Here is a 19,041-nt window from a genome sequence, read left to right as displayed (position 1 = left end):
ACGCGGGAGACAGACCGGTCATGCCACCCGCGCCGACTAACCTGTTGGCGTGCCAGTGTCGCCGAAAGCCTTGCGTTCCGGAACCGCGCTCGTCGCGGCAACCGTCTCCCTCGCCCTCCTCCTGACCGCCTGCGGGAACGGAGGTGAGGCCGCCCCTGCCAGCCCCGACGCGGTGGGCGCGGCCTCCGACGAGGTCACCGTCCCCGTGACGGCCGCCACGACCGAGATCGTCGACGCCGGAGCCGAACCCCGCGAGGTGGTGCAACTCCGGCCCGCACAGGGCACCCGGCAGGAGGCACGACTGGTGACGACCGCCACCGTGCAGCAGCAGATCGACCAGCAGGCCGCACAGGATTTCTCGACCCCGGAGTTGACGATGCCGCTGTCCGCACTCGTCACCCAGGGCGCGTCGAGCGGCACCCCGGCCACGACGATCGACATGACGCTCGGCACCCTCAGCACCCCCGACGACGCCACGAACGAACTCCTCGCTCCCGCAACCGATTCGCACGCGGGCTTCACGATGAACCTGTCCGGCGCCATCACCGCACTGCGCCTGCGTCCGGACCCGGACGCCCAGAACAAGGCGCGTTCGATGATCGAGCAGTCGTTCTACCAGGCCGTCTACCGCACAGTGGCCTTCCCCGAGCAACCCATCGGGGTGGGCGCGGTGTGGAAGATCCGCCAGCAGGTGATGAGCGCGGTCGCGCTCGATCAGGTGACGACTGCCACGCTGAAGGCACGCGACGGCAACCGGCTCACCATCGACGTGCAGGTGGAGCAGAAGCCCACGTCGCCGGTCTTCGAACTCCCCAACGGCGCCGGCACGTTGAACGTCGACTCGTACGCGCTGCGCGGCACCGGCAGCGTCGTCGTCGATCTGGGGGTTCCGCTCCCGGTCGCCGGGAGCATCACCGTCGAGGGCAGCCAGTCGTTCAGCGATCCGGCCGACGGCATGCACCTGCGCCAGAGCACGAGCGAGCGGGTCGAGTGGGCATCCTGACGCGCGCCGCGATCGCCGGCGCCGCGATCGCGGTGGCCGGTGGGCTCGTCGCCTGCGGATCGTCGTCCGAGCAGGCGGCTCCGTCGGAAAGTTCCGAACCCGCCGCTCTCGGCCCGGTGGTGACCGCGCCCTCGGACCCGGCCGACGGACCGATCACCGACTCGGCCGCGCTTCGCGCCGCGCTGCTGACCGCGTCCGATCTCCCCGCCGGTTTCGTCGCTCTCCCCGCCGCGACCGACGCGAACGACCCGGCCGCCGGTGCCGACGCCACGCAGTCGGCGACTAACCCCACCCGCTGTGCGAACGTGCTCGACACGATCACGCGGCAGGCAGCGGGCTCCGCCGCCGATGCCGAGGCGAACTTCACCGGTCCCGGATTCACGAGCATCGACGTCGACGCCGCGAGCTACCCGGGCGCTGGCGCGGCGGACGCGTTCGGGACCGTGCAGACGACGCTGCGACAGTGCACCGTGTACACCGGAACCGACGGGGAAGGCGTCGCGGTCGACTATCGCGTCGAGCCGCTCGCGCTACCCACGGTCGGCGACGCCTCCACCGCTGTCCGCCTCGTGACCACCAGTGACGGCTTCACCCTGGTCTCCGACGCCGCCATCGCAGTCGTGGATTCGACGGTGGTACAGGTCGTCGCGACCGGCCCCGACCCGATCGACAGTGCTGTCCTGGAAGGTCTCGCGCGCAGCGCCACCGAGCGGATCCACGCCGCTGCACCGTCCCGCTGAGACCGAAAACGCCGATGCCGACGTCACCGTAGTGACGTCGGCATCGGCGTTTCTGGCGTAGCTACTACGCGGGGCAGGCCGGCGAGGTCAGCTGAGCCATCGTCACCAGCTGGCACGCGTACGACTTCGACATCTTCCAGACGCCGTTCTCGGCGACGAAGTCAACCGTGGCCGGGTTGGTCTGGCCGTTGATGACCAGATTCACGCCGGCAGTGACGGTGTCGTCACCGGTCGGGGTGACATCGACGACCTCGATGGTGGCGCCGGCATCCTTGGCCGCCTTCGCGACCTGGTTGATCAGCTCGGGATCGGCCTCGGCGCCCTGGACGAGCTGCGCCTTCTGCTCGACCGGGACGTTCGCGTCGAAAGCCGTGGCCAGCGCGGCGTTGAGCTCGGCGGCGGTCGGCGGCGCGATCGACGGGGCGGCAGCCGACGTCGTGGTCTGCTGGGCCGTGGTGCGGTCGGTGCTGCCACCGTCGTCAGAGCACGCGGACATCGTGAGGGCAGCTGCAATCGCCACACCGGCGATGGTCATCTTCCGAAGCTTCAAGTGCTTGTCCTTTTCATTCTCGGTCGAACATCATTCGGGCCGCAGCCGGGATGCGGTCCGGCCCCCCAGCTATGACGCACGTTCACAGCAAGAATACCGGCGGTGAGGCCGTCCTCACCTCAGGCTGTCGATCACGTCCGCGACGACCAGGTCACAGTCGGCGTCATCGAATGTACGTGACGGGCCGGGACCCGTGGTGCGAGTCTCGAATCGCACCGTCACCACGCCGTGCCCCGCACCCTGCACCCAGCCGTGCCCGAACTCCGGATGCGAGACATCCAGACCCGGGCGCCAGCGCGGCGCCGCGTCCACACTACGACCAGGGTTCGAATCGTGCTCGGAAGCTTCGTCTTCCGCATCCGGAACCGCCTGATCGAGTTCGGGGAAGAGCGACCCCTGGCTCACCGCGGACAGGCCGCCGAAACCCACCCCGACCAGCCGGATCGGACCGAGCTCGAGCGGATCGATGACCTGCCGCTGCGCGGCTGCCGTGAGGACCTGAAGATCCGTCGTCGCATACGGCAGCGTGATCGACCGGGTGACGATGCTCATGTCCGACTTTCGGAGCTTCAGCACCACCGTGCGCGCTGCGCGACCGTCCCTGCCCAGACGGCGATGCGCGGCAACGGCACTCGCATCCACCGCACGGCGCAGCCCCGCCAACGTCACGATGTCCTCTGCGTAGGTCGTCTCCGCGCTCACCTGCTTGGCGTCGGCTCGCTCCGCCACCGGTCGGTCGTCGATGCCTTGCGCGAGTCGTTGCAGGCTCGGCCCGATCGTCGCGCCCAGCACCGACACCACCTCGGCGACCGGCAGTTCGGCGAGCGCCCCGATCGTGTCGATGCCGAGCCGTTTGAGCCTCTCCTCCGCCACCGGCCCCACGCCCCACAGCTTCCGCACCGGCAACGCGCTCATCAACTCCTGCTGGATGTCGGGCGAGACGACGGTGATCCCGTCCGGCTTCGCGAGCCCCGAGGCGATCTTCGCCACCTGCTTGCCCGCACCGGCGCCGATGGATGCAACCAGTCCGGTCTCGGCCAATACCAGCGCCCGCAGTTCATCGCAGTAGCTCTCCACCTCGGCCTTGCCGACCCCCGACAGCTCCGCCGGCTCACCGAACGCTTCGTCGAGCGAAAGCTGTTCCAGCACCGGCATCTTCACCCGCAGCGCGTCGAAGACTTGTCGGCTCATGTGACCGTAGAGGGCTCCCCGCGGCGGCAGCACCACGGCCGCGGGGCCCACCAATCGGCGGGCCTGATGCATCGGCATCGCCGACCGTGCCCCGAACACCCGCGCCTCGTAGCTGGCGCCGGCCACCACTCCCCGACCGCCCAGGCCACCGACCAGCACGGGGCGGCCGCGGAGCGTCGGTCGGGTCAGCTGCTCGACCGACGCAAAGAACGCGTCCATGTCCAGATGCAGGACCCACCGGCGGCTGCGGGTGGGATCGGCGGTGTCCATGGGAGAAAAATACGCCGGGCGGACGACAGAGTTGTCTAGGCCGTCCGCCCGAGGCGGCCCTGTCCGATCAGGCCTTGACGATCACGACGCGAGCGCCTTCGCCGAGTTCGACGACCGCGTCACCGCTCACGTCGGCCAGGTCCAGCGTGGTCGCCAGGATCTCGCCCGCGATCAGGTCCCGGTGCCGCTGCGCCCACTCGAGCCGCTCGGCGGGAACCTGCAGTGTCACCGAGATGCGGTCGGAGACATCGAGACCCGCAGCACGGCGAGCGTCCTGCAGCTCACGAACACGGTCCTTGGCCCAACCCTCGGCCTCCAACTCCTCGGTGACCTGGGAGTCGAGCACGACGAGCCCGGCACCGTCCGGCAGTGCCGCCGTCGACTCCGGTTCGGCCGCCACCAGGCGCTGGGTGTACTCGGACGGCAGCAGGTCGATGCCAGCGGCCGACACGACACCGTCCGTCTCGGTCCAGTCTCCGGCCTTGACCGCCTTGATGACGGTCTGCACGTTCTTGCCCAGACGCGGACCCGCGGCGCGAGCGTTGACCACCAGCTCGAACCGGCCGTGGACATCGACGTCCTCGGTCAGGTCGACCTTCTTGACGTTGACCTCGTCCGCGATCAGGCCCAGGTACGGGCGCAGCTTCTCCGCGTCGGGCGACGCGACGGTAACCTCGGGCAGCGGCAGCCGCACTCGCAGGTTCTGAGCCTTGCGCAGGCCCAGCACGGTCGAGCACACGCTGCGGACGTCGTCCATCGCGGCGACCAGTTCCGGGTCGCCCGGCAGCTCCTTCTCGGTCGGCCAATCGGTGAGGTGCACCGAACGACCGCCCGTCAAGCCCCGCCAGATCACCTCGGACGCCATCGGCAGCAGCGGCGCGGCGAGGCGGCTGACGACCTCGAGCACGGTGTGCAGCGTGTCGATCGCGTCCCGGTCCTCGTCCCAGAAGCGGCTGCGCGAACGGCGTACATACCAGTTGGTGAGCGCATCGCAGAACGTGCGCAACTCGTCGCACGCACCGGCGATATCGGTGACCTCGAGAGCGTCGGTGATCGCGTCCCGCGTCGCCGCGAGCTTCGCAAGGATGTACTTGTCGAGCACGTTCGGCGAATCCGTCCGCCACTGACCGGGCTTGGAGGCGTACAGCTGAAGGAAGCTCCACGCGTTCCACAGCGGCAGCAGCGCCTGCCGCACACCCTCACGGATGCCCTGCTCGGTGACCACCAGGTTGCCACCACGCAGGATCGGCGACGACATCAGGAACCACCGCATCGCGTCCGAGCCGTCGCGGTCGAACACCTCCTTGACGTCCGGGTAGTTGCCCTTGGACTTACTCATCTTCAGACCGTCGTCACCGAGCACGATGCCGTGTGCCGCAACAGTCTTGAACGCCGGACGGTCGAAGAGTGCGGTTGCCAGCACGTGCAGCGTGTAGAACCAGCCGCGGGTCTGACCGTTGTACTCGACGATGAAGTCGCCCGGGTAGTGCGAGTCGAACCAGTCCCGATTCTCGAACGGGTAGTGCACCTGCGCGTACGGCATCGAACCCGACTCGAACCAGCAGTCCAGCACCTCGGGGACGCGGCGCATCATCGACGTGCCGGTCGGATCGTCCGGGTTGGGACGAACCAACTCGTCGATCATCGGCCGGTGCAGATCCGTCGGTCGCACGCCGAAGTCCGCCTCGAGCTCATCGAGCGAGCCGTAGACATCGACACGCGGGTACGCCGGGTCGTCCGACACCCACACCGGGATGGGGCTGCCCCAGTATCGGTTTCGGCTGATGTTCCAGTCGCGTGCACCCTCGAGCCACTTACCGAACTGGCCGTCCTTGATGTGCTCCGGCACCCAGGTGATCTCCTGGTTGAGCTCGACCATGCGATCGCGGAACTTGGTCACGGCGACGAACCACGACGGCACCGCCATGTAGATGAGCGGCTGACCCGACCGCCAACTGTGCGGGTACGAGTGCTCGATCGTCTCGTGCCGCAGAAGCTTTCCGGCAGCCTTCAGGTCCTTGATGATGACAGGGTTCGCATCGAAGACTTGCATGCCCTCGTACGGCGGGACCATCGACGTGAACTTTCCGCCCGGATCGAGCGGCTGCACGATCTCGATGCCGTTCGCCGTCGCAACATCCATGTCCTCCTCACCGAAAGCCGGTGCAAGGTGGACGATTCCGGTACCCGAGTCGGTGGTGACATAGTCGGCCGAGAGGACGCGGTGCGCGTTCTCGTGCCCCTTGCCCGGACCGTGGAAGAAGTCGAACGGCGGGGTGTAGGACAAGCCGACCAGGTCCGTGCCCTTGTATTCGCCGAGAACCTCGGGCTCGTCGCCGAGCTCACGCGCATAGTGCCCGACACGAGCAGCCGCCAGCAGGTAGGTCTTGCCGTCGGCACCGGCGACATGCACGTAGTCGACGTCGGGATGCACCGCGATCGCCAGGTTGGACGGCAGCGTCCAGGGCGTGGTGGTCCAGATCAGTGCGTTCGCGCCGTCCAGCGGCGAGCCGGGAGCAGTAAGGACCATGTCGACCGTGACCGCCGGATCCTGACGCATCTTGTACGCGTCGTCGAGACGGGTCTCCTGGTTCGACAGCGGAGTCTGCTCGTACCAGCTGTACGGCAGCACTCGGAAGCCCTGGTAGATCAGGCCCTTGTCGTGGAGTTCCTTGAACGCCCACATCACGGACTCCATGAAGTCCAGATCCAGGGTCTTGTAGTCGTTTTCGAAGTCCACCCAGCGCGCCTGGCGGGTGACATAGTCGCGCCACTCGTCGGCGTACCGCAGCACCGATTGCTTGCAGTACGCGTTGAACTCCGCGAGACCCATCGCGTCGATCTGCGACTTGTCCTTGATGCCGAGCTGCTTCTCCGCCTCGAGTTCGGCGGGCAGGCCGTGGCAGTCCCAGCCGAAACGCCGGTCGACCTTCTTGCCCCGCATCGTCTGGAAGCGCGGGACCAAGTCCTTGACGTAGCCGGTGAGGAGATGGCCGTAGTGCGGCAGACCGTTGGCGAACGGAGGTCCGTCGTAGAAGACGAAGTCCTCGGCACCCTCACGGTTCTCGATGCTCGCCCGGAACGTGTCGTCCGCATCCCAGGCCGCGAGCACCTTGCGCTCGAGATCGGGGAAGGAAACGGAACCCGTGGCGCGGCCGCCGACGAGATCGACACGGGGATACCCGGCGTTCGTCTGGGGAGGGGTGGATTCGTTACTGGTCACCACAGGTTCTCACTGCTCCTCGTGCCCTACTACCGGCACGGGGACGACGACGACGCCCTGTGCGCCGCTACCGCGGTACCACCCCGCTTGCCCGCCACGCGTTGCGCGACGAGCCTCTCGATCCGGGCTGTGACGGGCCCACCCGTTCGGTTCTACTGAGCAGATCCCCGGCGAGCGCGTCTGCACTACCGAAAATCGGCGGTTCTTCCGAAGGCTCCCCGGTGATGGCCGGATCTACGCCGAAAACATGCGTTCAGTCTAACCCTGCGTCGAATCGCTCCCGGAATCGCCGGGGTCGGACGGAAGGTCCGACGGCGAATCCTGCGGAGCGTCGTCTCGCGTCGGCTCGCCGGCCTCGGGTTTCGCGGCGGCTGCCGCGCTCGGCGGCCCCGCCTTCCTGCTCGCCAACGCACTGACGAGCAGGAGGACGGCGCCTGCGACACAAACCAGGATGCAACCCCACGCCCAGAGGACGGAACCCGTCATCAGGGCGACCACCAGTAAGGCGAACCCTACTGCTGCGAGGACCAACGTCATGACCAGCACGATTCACCCCCTGCTCGGGAGCCGGCCGGGCGTCGGCTCGGTCAGTTGCTTCCCTTGGCGTACGACTGGGTGAAGCCGGCCTGCGCGCCCGGACCGAACGTGTCCTGGCCGCCGTCGACCGGAACGGCCGAACCACGCTGCTCGAGTTCCTCCAGCTGAGACTCCAGGTAGGACTTGAGGCGCACCCGGTACTCGCGCTCGAACGTCTTCAGCTGCTCGATCCGACCCTCGAGGACGGACCGCTGCTGGTTGATCGTCGCCATGATCTCGGTGTGCTTCTTCTCGGCGTCCGCCTGCAGCGCGTCGGCCTTCTCCTTGGCCTGACGCAGCTGGGTCTCCGAGCGCGTCTGCGCGTCGGACAGCAGCGACTCCGACTTCTGCTTCGCATCGGAGACCATGGTCTCCGACTTCTGCTTGGCGTCGGACACCATCGTCTCCGACTTGGAGCGCGCATCCGTCACCAGACGCTCGGAGTTGGTGCGAGCATCGCTCAGCAGCTGCTCGGCCTCGGTCTTGGCGTCGCCCGTGAGGCGGTCGGCCATCTCCTGGGCCAAGCCCAGGACCTTGGCGGCCTGCATGTTCGCGTCTTCACGCGGCGCAGCAGCGGGGGCCGGCGCGGGAACAGGTGCCGGAGCGGGCTTCGGCGGCTCGACGACACGAACCGGCTCGGGCGCCGGGGCGGGGGCGGCGGCCACGGGACGCGGGGCCTTCTTCGCCTCGGCCAGCTCCTGATCGAGCTCACCGACACGCTGACGGAGATCTGCGTTCTCCTCGATGAGTCGCGACAGCTCCTGCTCGACGAGGTCGAGGAAGGCGTCTACCTCGTCCTCGTTGTAACCACGCTTCCCGATCGGAGGCTTGCTGAACGCGACGTTGTGCACATCAGCTGGAGTCAGCGGCATGGAAGGATCCCTTCACGCATCATTTGGCGGTCTAGCACGCATTCGGTTCTAGCGTTGCGGTACTCGTTAACCATTTCGTTACCAGTCACACTGTAACTGCGGGACATTCTGTCACACGAAACCTGCGGGTGAGGCCAGTCCTGCGACCACCTGCATCAGGATGAAAAGCAGGAACAGCAGCACCATGATCGAGAGATCGAGTCGGACTCCACCGAGCGAAATCGGCGGGATGAGCCGACGGAGGAGCTTCACCGGCGGGTCCGTGACGGTGAAGATCGCCTCGAGGACCACGACGACGAAACCCGTCGGCCGCCAGTCCCGAGCGAACACTCTGATGAACTCGACGATGATCCGCCCGATGAGCAACAACCAGAAGATGAACAGGATCACGTAGATCACCGAGAACACGGCCACACCTTCACTCTGCCTGACGAGAACCAGTCGATCAAAACCATCCGGGAATCCCGGAGTCACGCGTCACAATTACACGGCGCTGCCGGGCGGGTCACAGAATCCGGCCGATACCGCTCGGATCACTTCTGGTTGTAGTAGCCGGTCTCCGCAATCCGACGACGCTCCTCGGCCGACACATCGATGTCGGCGGGCGAGAGCAGGAACACCTTGGTAGCGACCTTGTCGAAGGAACCACGCAGGGCGAACGCGAGACCTGCCGCGAAGTCGACCAGACGCTTCGCGTCGGCGTTGCTCATTTCCACGAGGTCCATGATGACCGGCGTGCCGTCCCGGAACCGCTCACCGATCGTGCGCGCCTCGCCGTAGTCCCGCGGGCGCAGCGTCGTGATCTTGGACAGCGGGCCACCCTCGTCCAGGGTCGAACGACGGCTTTCGACGCGCTCCATGCGCGGATCGACCGCGAGCGAACCACGGGTCGGACGCGGGGCGCCACCGCGCGGGGCGATCGACTCGACACGCTGGTGGGCCGCCCGGGGAGCGGGTTCGTAGCGGTCGAAGTCGGTGTCGACCTCGTCCCGGCGCGCCGACGCGTATCCCGGTTCCGCGTAGTCGCGACGACCCTGTCCGGGCTCGTCGATGTAGTCGTCCTCGAAGTCCTCGAGGGGAACCATGCCGAAGTAAGCCTTGAACTTGTGCAGGCTGCTCATTGATCGACCTTCCTGGGCGCGGAGGACTGGTACTGGCTAATCCTGCGGTCGACCGCAGAGATCCGGGTGTGACTGGTGTTCCATGTGTGACTGGTGATCATTTCGAGACTATCGGTCGAGAGCCGAGCAGTGCCGTTCCGACACGCACGCAGGTGGATCCGTGCCGAACCGCAGACTCCAGATCCCCGGTCATCCCGGCGGAGAGAGTGGTCGCGCCCGGATGCACCCGGACCAGGTCGGCGTGCACGGCATGCAACTGCGCGAACGCCGCGTCGGGATCGGCCCCGAGTGGCGGGACGGCCATCAATCCACCCAGTTCCAGACCGGGCGCGCAGGCAACTCGATCCGCGAGAGCTTCCAGATCCTCGACCGGCACACCGCCCCGTGACGGGTCCCCGTCCAGGCTCACCTGGATCAGCATCTCGACGGGGCCCGAACGCTCCCCCGCGTCCGTCGCCGCGTCGACGGCAGCAGAGACGGCATCTGCGAGGCGCTCGCTGTCGAGCGAATGGATCGTGTCCGCCCAGCGCACCACGGACTTCACCTTGTTCCGCTGCAATCGCCCGATCATGTGCCAGTGCACGGACTCCGTCACGCCCGGGTCTGCGGTGAAATCCGCCACCTTCTGACTCGCCTCGGGCTCCCGGGACTCGCCGAACTCCCGGCACCCGAGGTCGTAGAGGACGCGGACATCCGACGCCGGGAAGAACTTGGTCACCGGCAACAGCGCGACAGCACCCGGTTCGCGGCCGGCGTCGCGGCATGCGGCGTCGAGTCTCGCCCGCACCCGTGTCAGCGCCGAGGCGATTTCCTCGCGCCTTCCCATCCCGACTGTCAACTCTCCTCCGTCACTCGCGCTCGGACGGATCCATCCAGATGACAGCGGCAAGCCTGCCGGTCGGCGCTTCCCGGCGGTGGCTGAACAGCGCGCGGTCCTCGATCGTGCAGCGCGGATCCTCCGCGACGCCCGAGATGCCCGCAGCCAGGAGTTGCCGGCGCAGTCCTGCACGCAGATCCAGGCCGGGTGTGCCCTTGACCGTCCGCGTCGCACTACCCGGCAGAAACTTCTCAACGTCGGCCTGCATCGCGGCGGGCACCTCGTACTGGCGGCCGCTGGCGGCCGGCCCGAGGAAGGCGCCGATCCGCTCGGGGCGGGCACCCTGCTCGATCATCGCGCCGATCACCTTCGGCACGATTCCGATGCGGGCGCCGATGCGGCCTGCGTGCACCGCCGCGATCACCCCCGCCTCGTCGTCGGACAGCAGGATGGGGACACAGTCGGCACTGAGGGTGACCAAGGCCAGACCGGGTTCCCGCGTCACGAGCGCATCCGTCGTGGGCACCGGCCCGTCCTGTGGACCGTCCACCACCGTCACGTTGCGGCTGTGGATCTGTTCCATCCAGACCAGACGCTCGAACGGCAGACCGATACCGTCGGCCAGTCGACGGCGGTTGGCCTCGACGGCCGCCGGATCGTCGCCGACATGGTCGCCGAGATTGAACGAATCATAGGGCGGCGCCGAGACCCCGCCGGATCGACTGGTGACGACCCGACGGACCCGAACACCCGTCACAGCTACCCCGCTCAACGGCGCATGAAGGAGGGCACGTCGACGTCGTCGTCCTCGCCGTCCTCGTTACCGACCGGCACCGAACGCGACCCGGTGGCTCCGAGCGGCGGCAGGCTCGACCCGGTGGGCGTGCCGACCGGTTCCCGCGGCGCAGCCGGCGCGGCATGCGCAGGCTCGGCGGCCGGCGGCGGCGTGGCCGCCCGCTCGGACTGTCCGACCTCGCCGGCGCGACCGGCACCGATGCTGCCGCGGCCGATGGCGGACTGGACCTCGACCGGACGCTTCACGGGCGCACCACCGTCGAAGCCTGCGGCGATGACGGTGACCCGCACCTCGTCGCCGAGCGAATCGTCGATGACGGTTCCGAAGATGATGTTGGCGTCGATGTGTGCGGCCTCCTGGACCAGCGACGCGGCCTCGTTGATCTCGAACAGTCCCAGATCGGAACCGCCGGCGATCGACAACAGCACGCCGCGCGCGCCTTCCATGGACGCCTCGAGCAGCGGCGAGTTGATCGCGGTTTCCGCGGCCTTGATCGACCGCCCCTCGCCCCGCGAGGAACCGATGCCCATGAGGGCGCTACCGGCGCCCGACATCACGCTCTTGACGTCCGCGAAGTCGACGTTGATGAGGCCGGGCGTCGTGATCAGGTCGGTGATGCCCTGGACACCGTTGAGGAGAACCTCGTCGGCGCTACGGAAGGCATCCATCAGGCTGACAGCGGCATCGCCGAGCTGGAGCAGCCGATCGTTCGGGATGACGATCAGGGTGTCGCACGACTCGCGCAGCGCGGAGATGCCGGACTCGGCCTGACCGCCGCGGCGCTTGCCCTCGAAGGAGAAGGGTCGCGTCACGACACCGATCGTGAGTGCGCCGAGCTTGCGAGCGATGCTCGCGACGACGGGTGCGCCACCGGTACCGGTGCCACCACCCTCACCGGCGGTGACGAAGACCATGTCGGCGCCCTTGAGGACTTCCTCGATCTCGTCCTTGTGGTCTTCTGCGGCCTTACGTCCGACCTCGGGATCGGCGCCGGCGCCGAGTCCACGGGTGAGTTCGCGTCCGACGTCGAGCTTGACGTCGGCGTCACTCATGAGCAGCGCCTGCGCGTCGGTGTTGACCGCGATGAACTCGACTCCCTTGAGTCCCTGCTCGATCATGCGGTTGACCGCGTTCACGCCGCCGCCGCCGATACCGACGACCTTGATTACGGCGAGGTAGTTGTGCGGGGGCGTCATGGGCTCTCGCCTTCCGTGAGTGGATTTCGCGCTCGTACTAAGGGGGATTGCCGGAAAACCCTCAACCTCAACCACAGGGTCAAGGTTATGTCAAGTAGTCCCTCGGGGCGAAACGCTATGCAGTGCCACAGCGATCCGCCAGCAGGCGCGCCGACACGCGCCAAGTTTTTGCGGGGCGTCACTTCCCCTGATCCCGATCGCGGCGTGCACCCTCGGGATCGCCCATCACTTTACTGTGGGCAACTGGGGACTCGACACATCGAAGATCTGGCCGGGCTGCGTCAGCAACACGGAGAGCACCGCCGACTTCCTCTCGGAATCGTCGACGCTGCCCCACACCACGACACGTCCGTCCACAAGAGTAGCCGAGACACTCGAAATCGTCGGCGCGGCAACCTCGGAGACCTGGAACCGCACCGACTCCGGCAGCGCCTCGAGCACGCCGAGTGCCGCCTGCGTCGCGTGGTCGTCCCGGCCCGGAGTGGGCGTCACCAGGCGAACGACTCCGAACGGCGGCGGCTCGATCGCATAGTCGACACCGGTGGCGTCCATCAGGTGGGTGCCCTCCGGGGAATCGAAGAACACCACCGGAATCCGCTCCGTGACGGACACCTGGACGGTCGACGGATACTCCCGCCGAACGCGGGCCTCGGCCACGCGCGGAATACCGGCCACCCGCTGGGCGGCCGCCGCAGTGTCGACCCTGAGCAGCGGCGTGCCCTCCTGAATTCCCGCCTGTGCCAGCACTTCCTCGGACGACAGCATGCCGTCGCCGACGTACTCGACACGCTTGACCGACATCAGTGGGCTGAACCACAGCGTCCCCACCAGCGCGACGATCAACACCGCCGACACACCACCGATCAGGAAAACCCTGCGGCGCAACGATCTGGCACGCGCACGGTCCGCAGATCCGCGGCCGACGTGATCCGACGGCGCCGCCGAATCGACCAGCACCGACGAATCCGCAGACACCTGCTCGCTCGCGCGGGGCCGGGCACGGCGGTCTCGCCTGGCGTCGGGCCGCCCGCCCCGGGACCGCCGCCGACCATCAGGGCTCACGGCTGCTCCGTACCGGATTCCGCTGCCGCCGAACGATTGCCGTTGGGCCGCGCGCGTAGCGCATCGAGGATCGGACCGCCCAGCATCGTCACATCACCCGCACCCATCGTGATGACGACGTCACCCGGCTCCGACAGGCTCGCGACCTGACGCGGAACCTGCGACCTATCCGGCTGATAGTGAACAGGTTTCGTCACCGACTGCGCGACGAGGGCGCCACTCACGCCGGGCAGCGGTTCTTCGCGGGCACCGTAGACGTCCAGCACCACCACCTCGTCCGCAAGGTCGAGCGCCTCGCCGAACTCCTGCGCGAAGGTCACCGTCCGAGAGTAGAGATGCGGCTGGAAGACCACGATGACACGGCCCGGTTGCCGGTCGTCCTGGACGAGGTCACCGGCCGCGCCGAGCACGGCACGGACCTCCGTCGGATGGTGGGCGTAATCGTCGAACAACCGCACGCCCCGCTCGCGACCGGTGAACTGGAACCGGCGGTGCACACCGCCGAACCCGGCGAGCCCCTCGAGCAACTCGTCCACCGATGCACCGGCGCCGCGCCCGGCGAGCAGGGCGGCAAGCGCATTGAGCGCCATATGTTTTCCGGGCACACCCAAGCGCAGAGTGCGCTCGGAATCCTCACCTGCAAAACGAATCTGGGCCACTCCCCCGACGTCGCGGGCCTGCCACGACACCAGTTCCACCCCGACGGGCACGGGACCCGCGGCAGCTACGCCGTCCGCCGACCCGTAGCCGATGACCCGCACGTCGTTTCGGCCCGACTCGACCGTCCGACGCGCCAGCGCCGCCGACCCCGGATCGTCGAGGCACACCACCAGCAATCCGCCCGGTGCGATCCGGTCGACGAAGTCGTCGAAGACCTGGACGTAGGCCTCACTGCTACCGAAGAAGTCGAGATGGTCGGCCTCGACGTTGGTGACGATGACCACGTCGGGGTCGTACTGCAGGAGCGAACCGTCGCTCTCGTCAGCCTCGGCGACGAAGACGTCGCCGGTGCCGTGGTGCGCATTGGTGCCGGCCTCGTTCAGTTCGCCGCCCACCGCGAAGGACGGATCGAATCCGCAGTGCTGCAATGCCACCACGAGCATCGACGTCGTCGATGTCTTCCCGTGCGTTCCCGACACGAGCAGCGTGCGATGCCCCTGCATCAGCGAGGCGAGCACCGCCGGTCGGAGGATCACGGGGATTCCCCGGGCGGCGGCTTCCACCAGTTCGGGGTTGTCCTTCGGGATCGCGGCATGGGTGGTCACGACGGCAGTCGGCCCGCCCGGCAACAAGTCGAGTGCGCTCGCGTCGTGCCCGATGCGCACCACCGCCCCCCGCGCCCGCAGCGAGAGAACGCCACGGCTCTCCTTCGCGTCCGATCCGGACACCTGGCCGCCGCGAGCGAGGAGGATCCGCGCGATGCCCGACATGCCGGCACCGCCGATCCCGACCATGTGCACCCGCTCGAGACCCGCGGGTAGCTGCTCACTCATCGGTCTCCCCTTGCTACATCGACAACGATCTGCGCGACCGCAGCGGCCGCGCTGCGGTGACCGGCGCCGGCCGCGCAGCGGCCCATCTCGTCGAGTCGTGCCCGGTCCCCGAGCAGCGGCACGACGGTGTCCGCCACGAACTGTGGCGACAATTCCGCGTCTGCCACGATCATCCCACCGCCGGCTGCGACGACCGGGCGCGCATTGAGTTCCTGCTCACCGTTTCCATGTGGCAACGGCACGTAGACGGCGGGCAGACCCACCGCCGAGACCTCCGCGACCGTCATCGCACCGGACCGGCAGATCACCGCGTCCGCCGCCGAGTACGCGAGATCCATCTGCTTGAGATACGGCACGGCCACATACGGCGCCTCCGGCCCGGACTCGACGTCCACCGAGTTCTTGGGGCCGTACGCATGCAGCACCGAGATGCCGGCGGCGGCCAACTGCGGCGCGGCCCCCACGACGGCCTCGTTGAGCGAGCGCGCACCCTGCGATCCGCCGAACACCAGCAGCACCGGTCCGGTCGCGGGCAGACCGAAATGCTCGCGAGCCTTCGCCCGCAACGCCGCCCGATCCAGGCCGGTGATCGACGAGCGCACCGGGATGCCCACGATCTCCGCGTCGGATTCCCCGCGCACCGAGACCCCGGATCCGGGGACGGCCGCAAGGACGCGGCGTGCTCGCCGCGCGCCGATCTTGTTAGCAATACCGGCACTCGCGTTGGCTTCGTGGATGACGATCGGAATCCTCCGGCGGCGCCGCAGGAATCCCGCGCCGGCCGCAAGATAGGCGGGCAGCGCCACATAACCACCGAAGCCGACGATCACGTCCGCGTCGGTGCGGTCCAGGATCTCGCGCGTCGCAGCGACGGACCGGCGAAGACGACCCGGCAGACGCAGCAGGTCCATCGTGGGCTTGCGCGGCAACGGAACCGGTGGGATCAGTTCGAGTGGGTACCCGCGCTCGGGCACGAGGGTGGTCTCGAGTCCACGCGCGGTGCCGAGCGCGGTCACCACGGCTGAGGGGTCGAGCGCGCGGATCGCGTCCGCAACGGCCATCGCCGGCTCGATGTGTCCGGCGGTTCCGCCACCGGCGACCACCACCGAAAGGGCAGTTTTCCTACCGTTCTCGCCGCTCACCTACGTGTCCCTCGCTCTCCTGGGCGCGGTTCGCGCGCACGCGGCGCACGTCCCCGCTCCGTCGTGGGGCTTCGCCCCTCGTTGTCGTCCGTGCGGCGGCCCCCGGCTGGAGGCTTGCGCCGCGACATGTCCTGGCTCTGTCGGTATCCCTGGCTGTGCGGGCTGCCCGCTCCGACGCGCTCGGTGCGCGCGGGGGCGCGTTCACCGCGCGCCGGCTGCATCTTCCGGTTCTCGGTCCCGCGAACGACTGCCGCGCCGCGCTGCCGCGGCGGGATGTATGCCGCCGGCCTGGGCAGCCTGAGCAGGCGCGCCACGCGTCCGTCCTGACCACTGTGCAACGCCGAGACCGCCTCCGGCTCGTGCCGGGCCGCATTCGCGACGAGACCGAACATCAGCAGGGTCGTCGCGGTCGATGTGCCACCCGCCGACACGAGCGGCAGCTGCAGGCCCGTGACCGGCAGGACGCCGACCACATAGCCGATGTTGATGAACGCCTGCCCGGTGATCCACGCCGTGGCGGTCGCCACGAGCAACTGCAGGAACGGGTCCGCCGAACGTCGGGCGATCCGCAGGCCTGTGTAGACGAACAGCGCGAACAGCCCGATCACGGCGCCCGCGCCGATGAATCCGAGTTCCTCGCCGATGATCGCGAAGATGAAGTCGTTGTGGGCGTTGGGCAGGTAACTCCACTTGGCGCGGCTCTGCCCCAATCCCTCCCCGAGGAGGCTGCCGTCCGCGAGCGCGTACTTCGCCTGCCGCGCCTGATACCCCGCGCCCTGGGCGTCGTCACCCGGATTGAGGAAGGACTGGACGCGCGCCGACCGGTAGCCGGCGGTCAGTGCGAGCGTGGTCGCTGCCGCAGCGCCGGCCACGAGCAGGGTCAGAAAAATCTTCAGGGGCAGGCCCGCGAACCAGAGCAGGGCCAGCAGGATGATCGCGAGCGAGATCGTGGTGCCCAGGTCCGGCTGCAACACGATCAGGACGAACACCACCAGTGCCGCGGGCACCAGCGGGATCAGCATCTCCTTGAGCGACGCGTTCTCCCGTCGCCGCGTCGCCAGGATGTGCGCGCCCCACACCGCGAAAGCGATCTTCGCGAGTTCCGACGGCTGCAGCGAGATCGGCCCGATCACGAACCACCCGCGCGTGCCCTGGGACTCCGTACCGATGCCGGGAATCAAGACCAGGACGAGCAGCACGAGCGTGGCACCGAACGCGGGCAACGCCCACTTTCGCAGCAGTCGCACGGGAACGATCAGCGCGAAGTAGAAGATCACCAGACCGACAGCCGCAAAGATCAACTGCGACACGAACTTGCCGTACGCCGACCCGTCCCGGGCCACCGACTCGACACTCGACGACGACAGCACCATCACCAGACCGAGCACGGTCAGCAGGATCGCGATCGTGACGACCAGGTGGAACGACGTCAGCGGACGTGCAAGCCACGCACCGATCCTGGTGCGCGGCGCACGATCGCCGGTCTTCGTCATCCCTGGATCCCCCGGCCGGTGTCGGCATCGGTCAGTGCGGCGGCGGCAGCGGCGAAGCTGCGACCACGGTGACCGTAGGAATCGAACATGTCGAGGGAGGCCGCTGCGGGCGCGAGCAACACCACGTCACCGGGCGCGGCCATCGCCGCAGCTGCCCGCACCGCCTCGGCCATCACGGTGTCCGCGTCCGCGGCGGGGAGATCGAGATGCAGGGTGTCTGCGACAGCGTCTTCGCCCACACCACCATCGTCGCCCGAGCGGATCCGAACGACCGGCACGTCGGGCGCGTGTCGCGCCAGCGCATCCGCGATCAGGCCGGCGTCCCGTCCTATCAGGACGGCACCCGCGAGACGGGGCCCGACCTCTGCAACGAGGTCGTCCACCCGGGCACCCTTGAGCAGGCCGCCGGCGATCCACACGACCGAGTCGTGCGCGACGATCGACGACCGTGCCGCGTGCGGGTTGGTTGCCTTCGAGTCGTCGACGAAGGTCACCTCGGCGAGCGTGCGGACCCGTTCCGCGCGGTGCGGACCCACCCGGTGCGCCCGCAACCCGGCGCCGACCGCGTCGGCGGAGACACCGATCGCGCGTGCCAGCGCGGCGGCGGCGAGCGCGTCGGACACGCCGGCCGGGCCGGAAGGACTGATCTCGTCCGCCGGGACAAGAGTGACGCCGTCCGCGAAAGCACTGTCGATCAGAACACCGTCGACCACACCGAGTTCGCCGCCGGCCGGTGCACCCAGCCTGAACCCGACCGTGCGCCCGGCCCGGGGACGCTGCGCGAGCGAAGCCGCGACCGCGTCGTCGAGGCCGACGACCGCGACCGCACCGGTGAGCGCCTGCGCTTTCGCGTCCACGTACCCCGGCATGCCGCCGTGCCAGTCGAGATGATCCTCGGCGATGTTCAGCACGACGCCGGCCGCGGGCCGCACCGACGGCGCCCAGTGCAACTGGAACGACGACAGTTCGACAGCGAGCACGTCCGCCCGAGGCTCCTGCCGCAGCGCATCGAGCACCGGAAGCCCGATGTTGCCGCACGCCGACGACTCGAGTCCCGCGGCCTGCAGGATCGAGTGCAGCATCGACGTCGTGGTCGTCTTGCCATTGGTTCCGGTCACGACGAGCCACTGTCGCGGCGGACCGTAAACACCCGCCTGATCGACCTGCCAGGTGAACTCGATGTCACCCCACACCGGCGCCCCGGCCGCCGCAGCCGCCGACAGCAGGGGCGAGTCGGGGCGGAAGCCGGGACTCGTGACGACGAGCGCGAACTCGGACAACTGCCGAGGATCCGCCACCAGATCGTCGACGAGGATCGTCGCGGCGCCCGCCTCGGCGCAGCGCGCCAGCGCATCGGCGGAGCTGTCGGTGACGGTGACATGGGCGCCGAGATCGTGCAGCGGGGCGATCACGGCTCGGCCGGAGATACCCGCTCCGGTCACCAGGACCCGCGTGCCGCGCAACGCCTCCAGGTTCGCAGGATCGAACGGCATGGG

The 19,041-nt window shown here is 68.4% G+C and carries 17 protein-coding genes; 2 read left to right on the top strand and 15 right to left on the bottom strand.

The window, feature by feature from the left end:
• The first annotated feature begins 49 nt into the window (after nucleotides 1-49).
• Entirely contained in the window at nucleotides 50-1,003 is a 954-nt protein-coding gene (locus tag C8K36_RS06205) for a hypothetical protein (RefSeq protein ID WP_107983462.1), read from the top strand.
• On the top strand, nucleotides 991-1,743 hold the full coding sequence (locus tag C8K36_RS06200) for a hypothetical protein (protein ID WP_107983461.1): 753 nt from the start codon (nucleotides 991-993) through the stop codon (nucleotides 1,741-1,743). The genes C8K36_RS06205 and C8K36_RS06200 overlap by 13 nt, the downstream gene beginning before the upstream one ends.
• A gap of 64 nt (nucleotides 1,744-1,807) precedes the next feature.
• Here C8K36_RS06200 and C8K36_RS06195 read toward each other — a convergent pair whose 3' ends face one another.
• From C8K36_RS06195 to murD, 15 genes are all read right to left on the bottom strand, one after another.
• Nucleotides 1,808-2,278, bottom strand: a complete 471-nt coding sequence (locus C8K36_RS06195; RefSeq protein WP_258195283.1) for a YceI family protein — start codon at nucleotides 2,276-2,278, stop codon at nucleotides 1,808-1,810.
• Nucleotides 2,279-2,407: 129 nt separating this feature from the next.
• On the bottom strand, nucleotides 2,408-3,754 hold the full coding sequence (locus C8K36_RS06190; RefSeq protein ID WP_107983459.1) for a DNA polymerase IV: 1,347 nt from the start codon (nucleotides 3,752-3,754) through the stop codon (nucleotides 2,408-2,410).
• A gap of 67 nt (nucleotides 3,755-3,821) precedes the next feature.
• Complete coding sequence (gene ileS / locus C8K36_RS06185; protein WP_107983806.1) at nucleotides 3,822-6,977, bottom strand: isoleucine--tRNA ligase; 3,156 nt, start codon at nucleotides 6,975-6,977, stop codon at nucleotides 3,822-3,824.
• 258 nt (nucleotides 6,978-7,235) lie between these two features.
• Nucleotides 7,236-7,523 carry a hypothetical protein gene (locus tag C8K36_RS06180; protein WP_107983458.1) on the bottom strand — a complete coding sequence of 96 codons (288 nt, stop codon included), beginning with the start codon at nucleotides 7,521-7,523 and terminating at the stop codon, nucleotides 7,236-7,238.
• A gap of 41 nt (nucleotides 7,524-7,564) precedes the next feature.
• Nucleotides 7,565-8,425, bottom strand: coding sequence for a DivIVA domain-containing protein (locus C8K36_RS06175; protein ID WP_107983457.1), 861 nt, complete (start codon nucleotides 8,423-8,425; stop codon nucleotides 7,565-7,567).
• A gap of 111 nt (nucleotides 8,426-8,536) precedes the next feature.
• Nucleotides 8,537-8,839: a YggT family protein gene (locus C8K36_RS06170; protein WP_005512551.1), complete on the bottom strand. Its 303-nt coding sequence runs from the start codon at nucleotides 8,837-8,839 to the stop codon at nucleotides 8,537-8,539.
• 119 nt (nucleotides 8,840-8,958) lie between these two features.
• Nucleotides 8,959-9,546: a cell division protein SepF gene (locus tag C8K36_RS06165; protein WP_107983456.1), complete on the bottom strand. Its 588-nt coding sequence runs from the start codon at nucleotides 9,544-9,546 to the stop codon at nucleotides 8,959-8,961.
• Nucleotides 9,547-9,643: 97 nt separating this feature from the next.
• Nucleotides 9,644-10,372 (bottom strand): YggS family pyridoxal phosphate-dependent enzyme, encoded by a 729-nt coding sequence (locus tag C8K36_RS06160; protein WP_107983455.1) that lies wholly within the window; start codon nucleotides 10,370-10,372, stop codon nucleotides 9,644-9,646.
• Between the two features lie 22 nt (nucleotides 10,373-10,394).
• Complete coding sequence (gene pgeF / locus C8K36_RS06155; RefSeq protein WP_107983454.1) at nucleotides 10,395-11,120, bottom strand: peptidoglycan editing factor PgeF; 726 nt, start codon at nucleotides 11,118-11,120, stop codon at nucleotides 10,395-10,397.
• An 11-nt stretch (nucleotides 11,121-11,131) separates the two neighbouring features.
• Complete coding sequence (gene ftsZ, locus C8K36_RS06150) at nucleotides 11,132-12,355, bottom strand: cell division protein FtsZ (protein ID WP_107983453.1); 1,224 nt, start codon at nucleotides 12,353-12,355, stop codon at nucleotides 11,132-11,134.
• Between the two features lie 225 nt (nucleotides 12,356-12,580).
• Nucleotides 12,581-13,312, bottom strand: a complete 732-nt coding sequence (locus tag C8K36_RS06145; RefSeq protein ID WP_420910859.1) for a cell division protein FtsQ/DivIB — start codon at nucleotides 13,310-13,312, stop codon at nucleotides 12,581-12,583.
• A 101-nt stretch (nucleotides 13,313-13,413) separates the two neighbouring features.
• Nucleotides 13,414-14,910 carry a UDP-N-acetylmuramate--L-alanine ligase gene (murC, locus tag C8K36_RS06140; protein ID WP_107983451.1) on the bottom strand — a complete coding sequence of 499 codons (1,497 nt, stop codon included), beginning with the start codon at nucleotides 14,908-14,910 and terminating at the stop codon, nucleotides 13,414-13,416.
• Entirely contained in the window at nucleotides 14,907-16,052 is a 1,146-nt protein-coding gene (gene murG / locus C8K36_RS06135) for an undecaprenyldiphospho-muramoylpentapeptide beta-N-acetylglucosaminyltransferase (RefSeq protein WP_107983450.1), read from the bottom strand. The genes murC and murG overlap by 4 nt, the downstream gene beginning before the upstream one ends.
• Complete coding sequence (ftsW, locus tag C8K36_RS06130; protein ID WP_107983449.1) at nucleotides 16,049-17,545, bottom strand: putative lipid II flippase FtsW; 1,497 nt, start codon at nucleotides 17,543-17,545, stop codon at nucleotides 16,049-16,051. The genes murG and ftsW overlap by 4 nt, the downstream gene beginning before the upstream one ends.
• Nucleotides 17,542-19,038, bottom strand: coding sequence for a UDP-N-acetylmuramoyl-L-alanine--D-glutamate ligase (gene murD, locus C8K36_RS06125; RefSeq protein ID WP_107983448.1), 1,497 nt, complete (start codon nucleotides 19,036-19,038; stop codon nucleotides 17,542-17,544). Before murD ends, ftsW begins: the two co-directional genes overlap by 4 nt.
• Between the last annotated feature and the right edge of the window lie 3 nt (nucleotides 19,039-19,041).

Source organism: Rhodococcus sp. OK519, assembly GCF_003051005.1.
In the GTDB taxonomy this organism is placed as follows: domain Bacteria; phylum Actinomycetota; class Actinomycetes; order Mycobacteriales; family Mycobacteriaceae; genus Prescottella.
Note: the sequence above shows the minus strand (reverse complement) of the source record. Positions and strands in the feature narration are given on the sequence as shown.

Coding starts and splice junctions, on each gene's coding strand:
- C8K36_RS06165 (WP_107983456.1), bottom strand. CDS start 9,546: ATGAGCAGCCTGCACAAGTTCAAGGCTTACTTCGGCATGGTTCCCCTC.
- ftsZ (WP_107983453.1), bottom strand. CDS start 12,355: ATGACGCCCCCGCACAACTACCTCGCCGTAATCAAGGTCGTCGGTATC.
- murC (WP_107983451.1), bottom strand. CDS start 14,910: ATGAGTGAGCAGCTACCCGCGGGTCTCGAGCGGGTGCACATGGTCGGG.
- murD (WP_107983448.1), bottom strand. CDS start 19,038: ATGCCGTTCGATCCTGCGAACCTGGAGGCGTTGCGCGGCACGCGGGTC.
- C8K36_RS06190 (WP_107983459.1), bottom strand. CDS start 3,754: ATGGACACCGCCGATCCCACCCGCAGCCGCCGGTGGGTCCTGCATCTG.
- ftsW (WP_107983449.1), bottom strand. CDS start 17,545: ATGACGAAGACCGGCGATCGTGCGCCGCGCACCAGGATCGGTGCGTGG.
- C8K36_RS06195 (WP_258195283.1), bottom strand. CDS start 2,278: ATGACCATCGCCGGTGTGGCGATTGCAGCTGCCCTCACGATGTCCGCG.
- C8K36_RS06175 (WP_107983457.1), bottom strand. CDS start 8,425: ATGCCGCTGACTCCAGCTGATGTGCACAACGTCGCGTTCAGCAAGCCT.
- C8K36_RS06160 (WP_107983455.1), bottom strand. CDS start 10,372: ATGGGAAGGCGCGAGGAAATCGCCTCGGCGCTGACACGGGTGCGGGCG.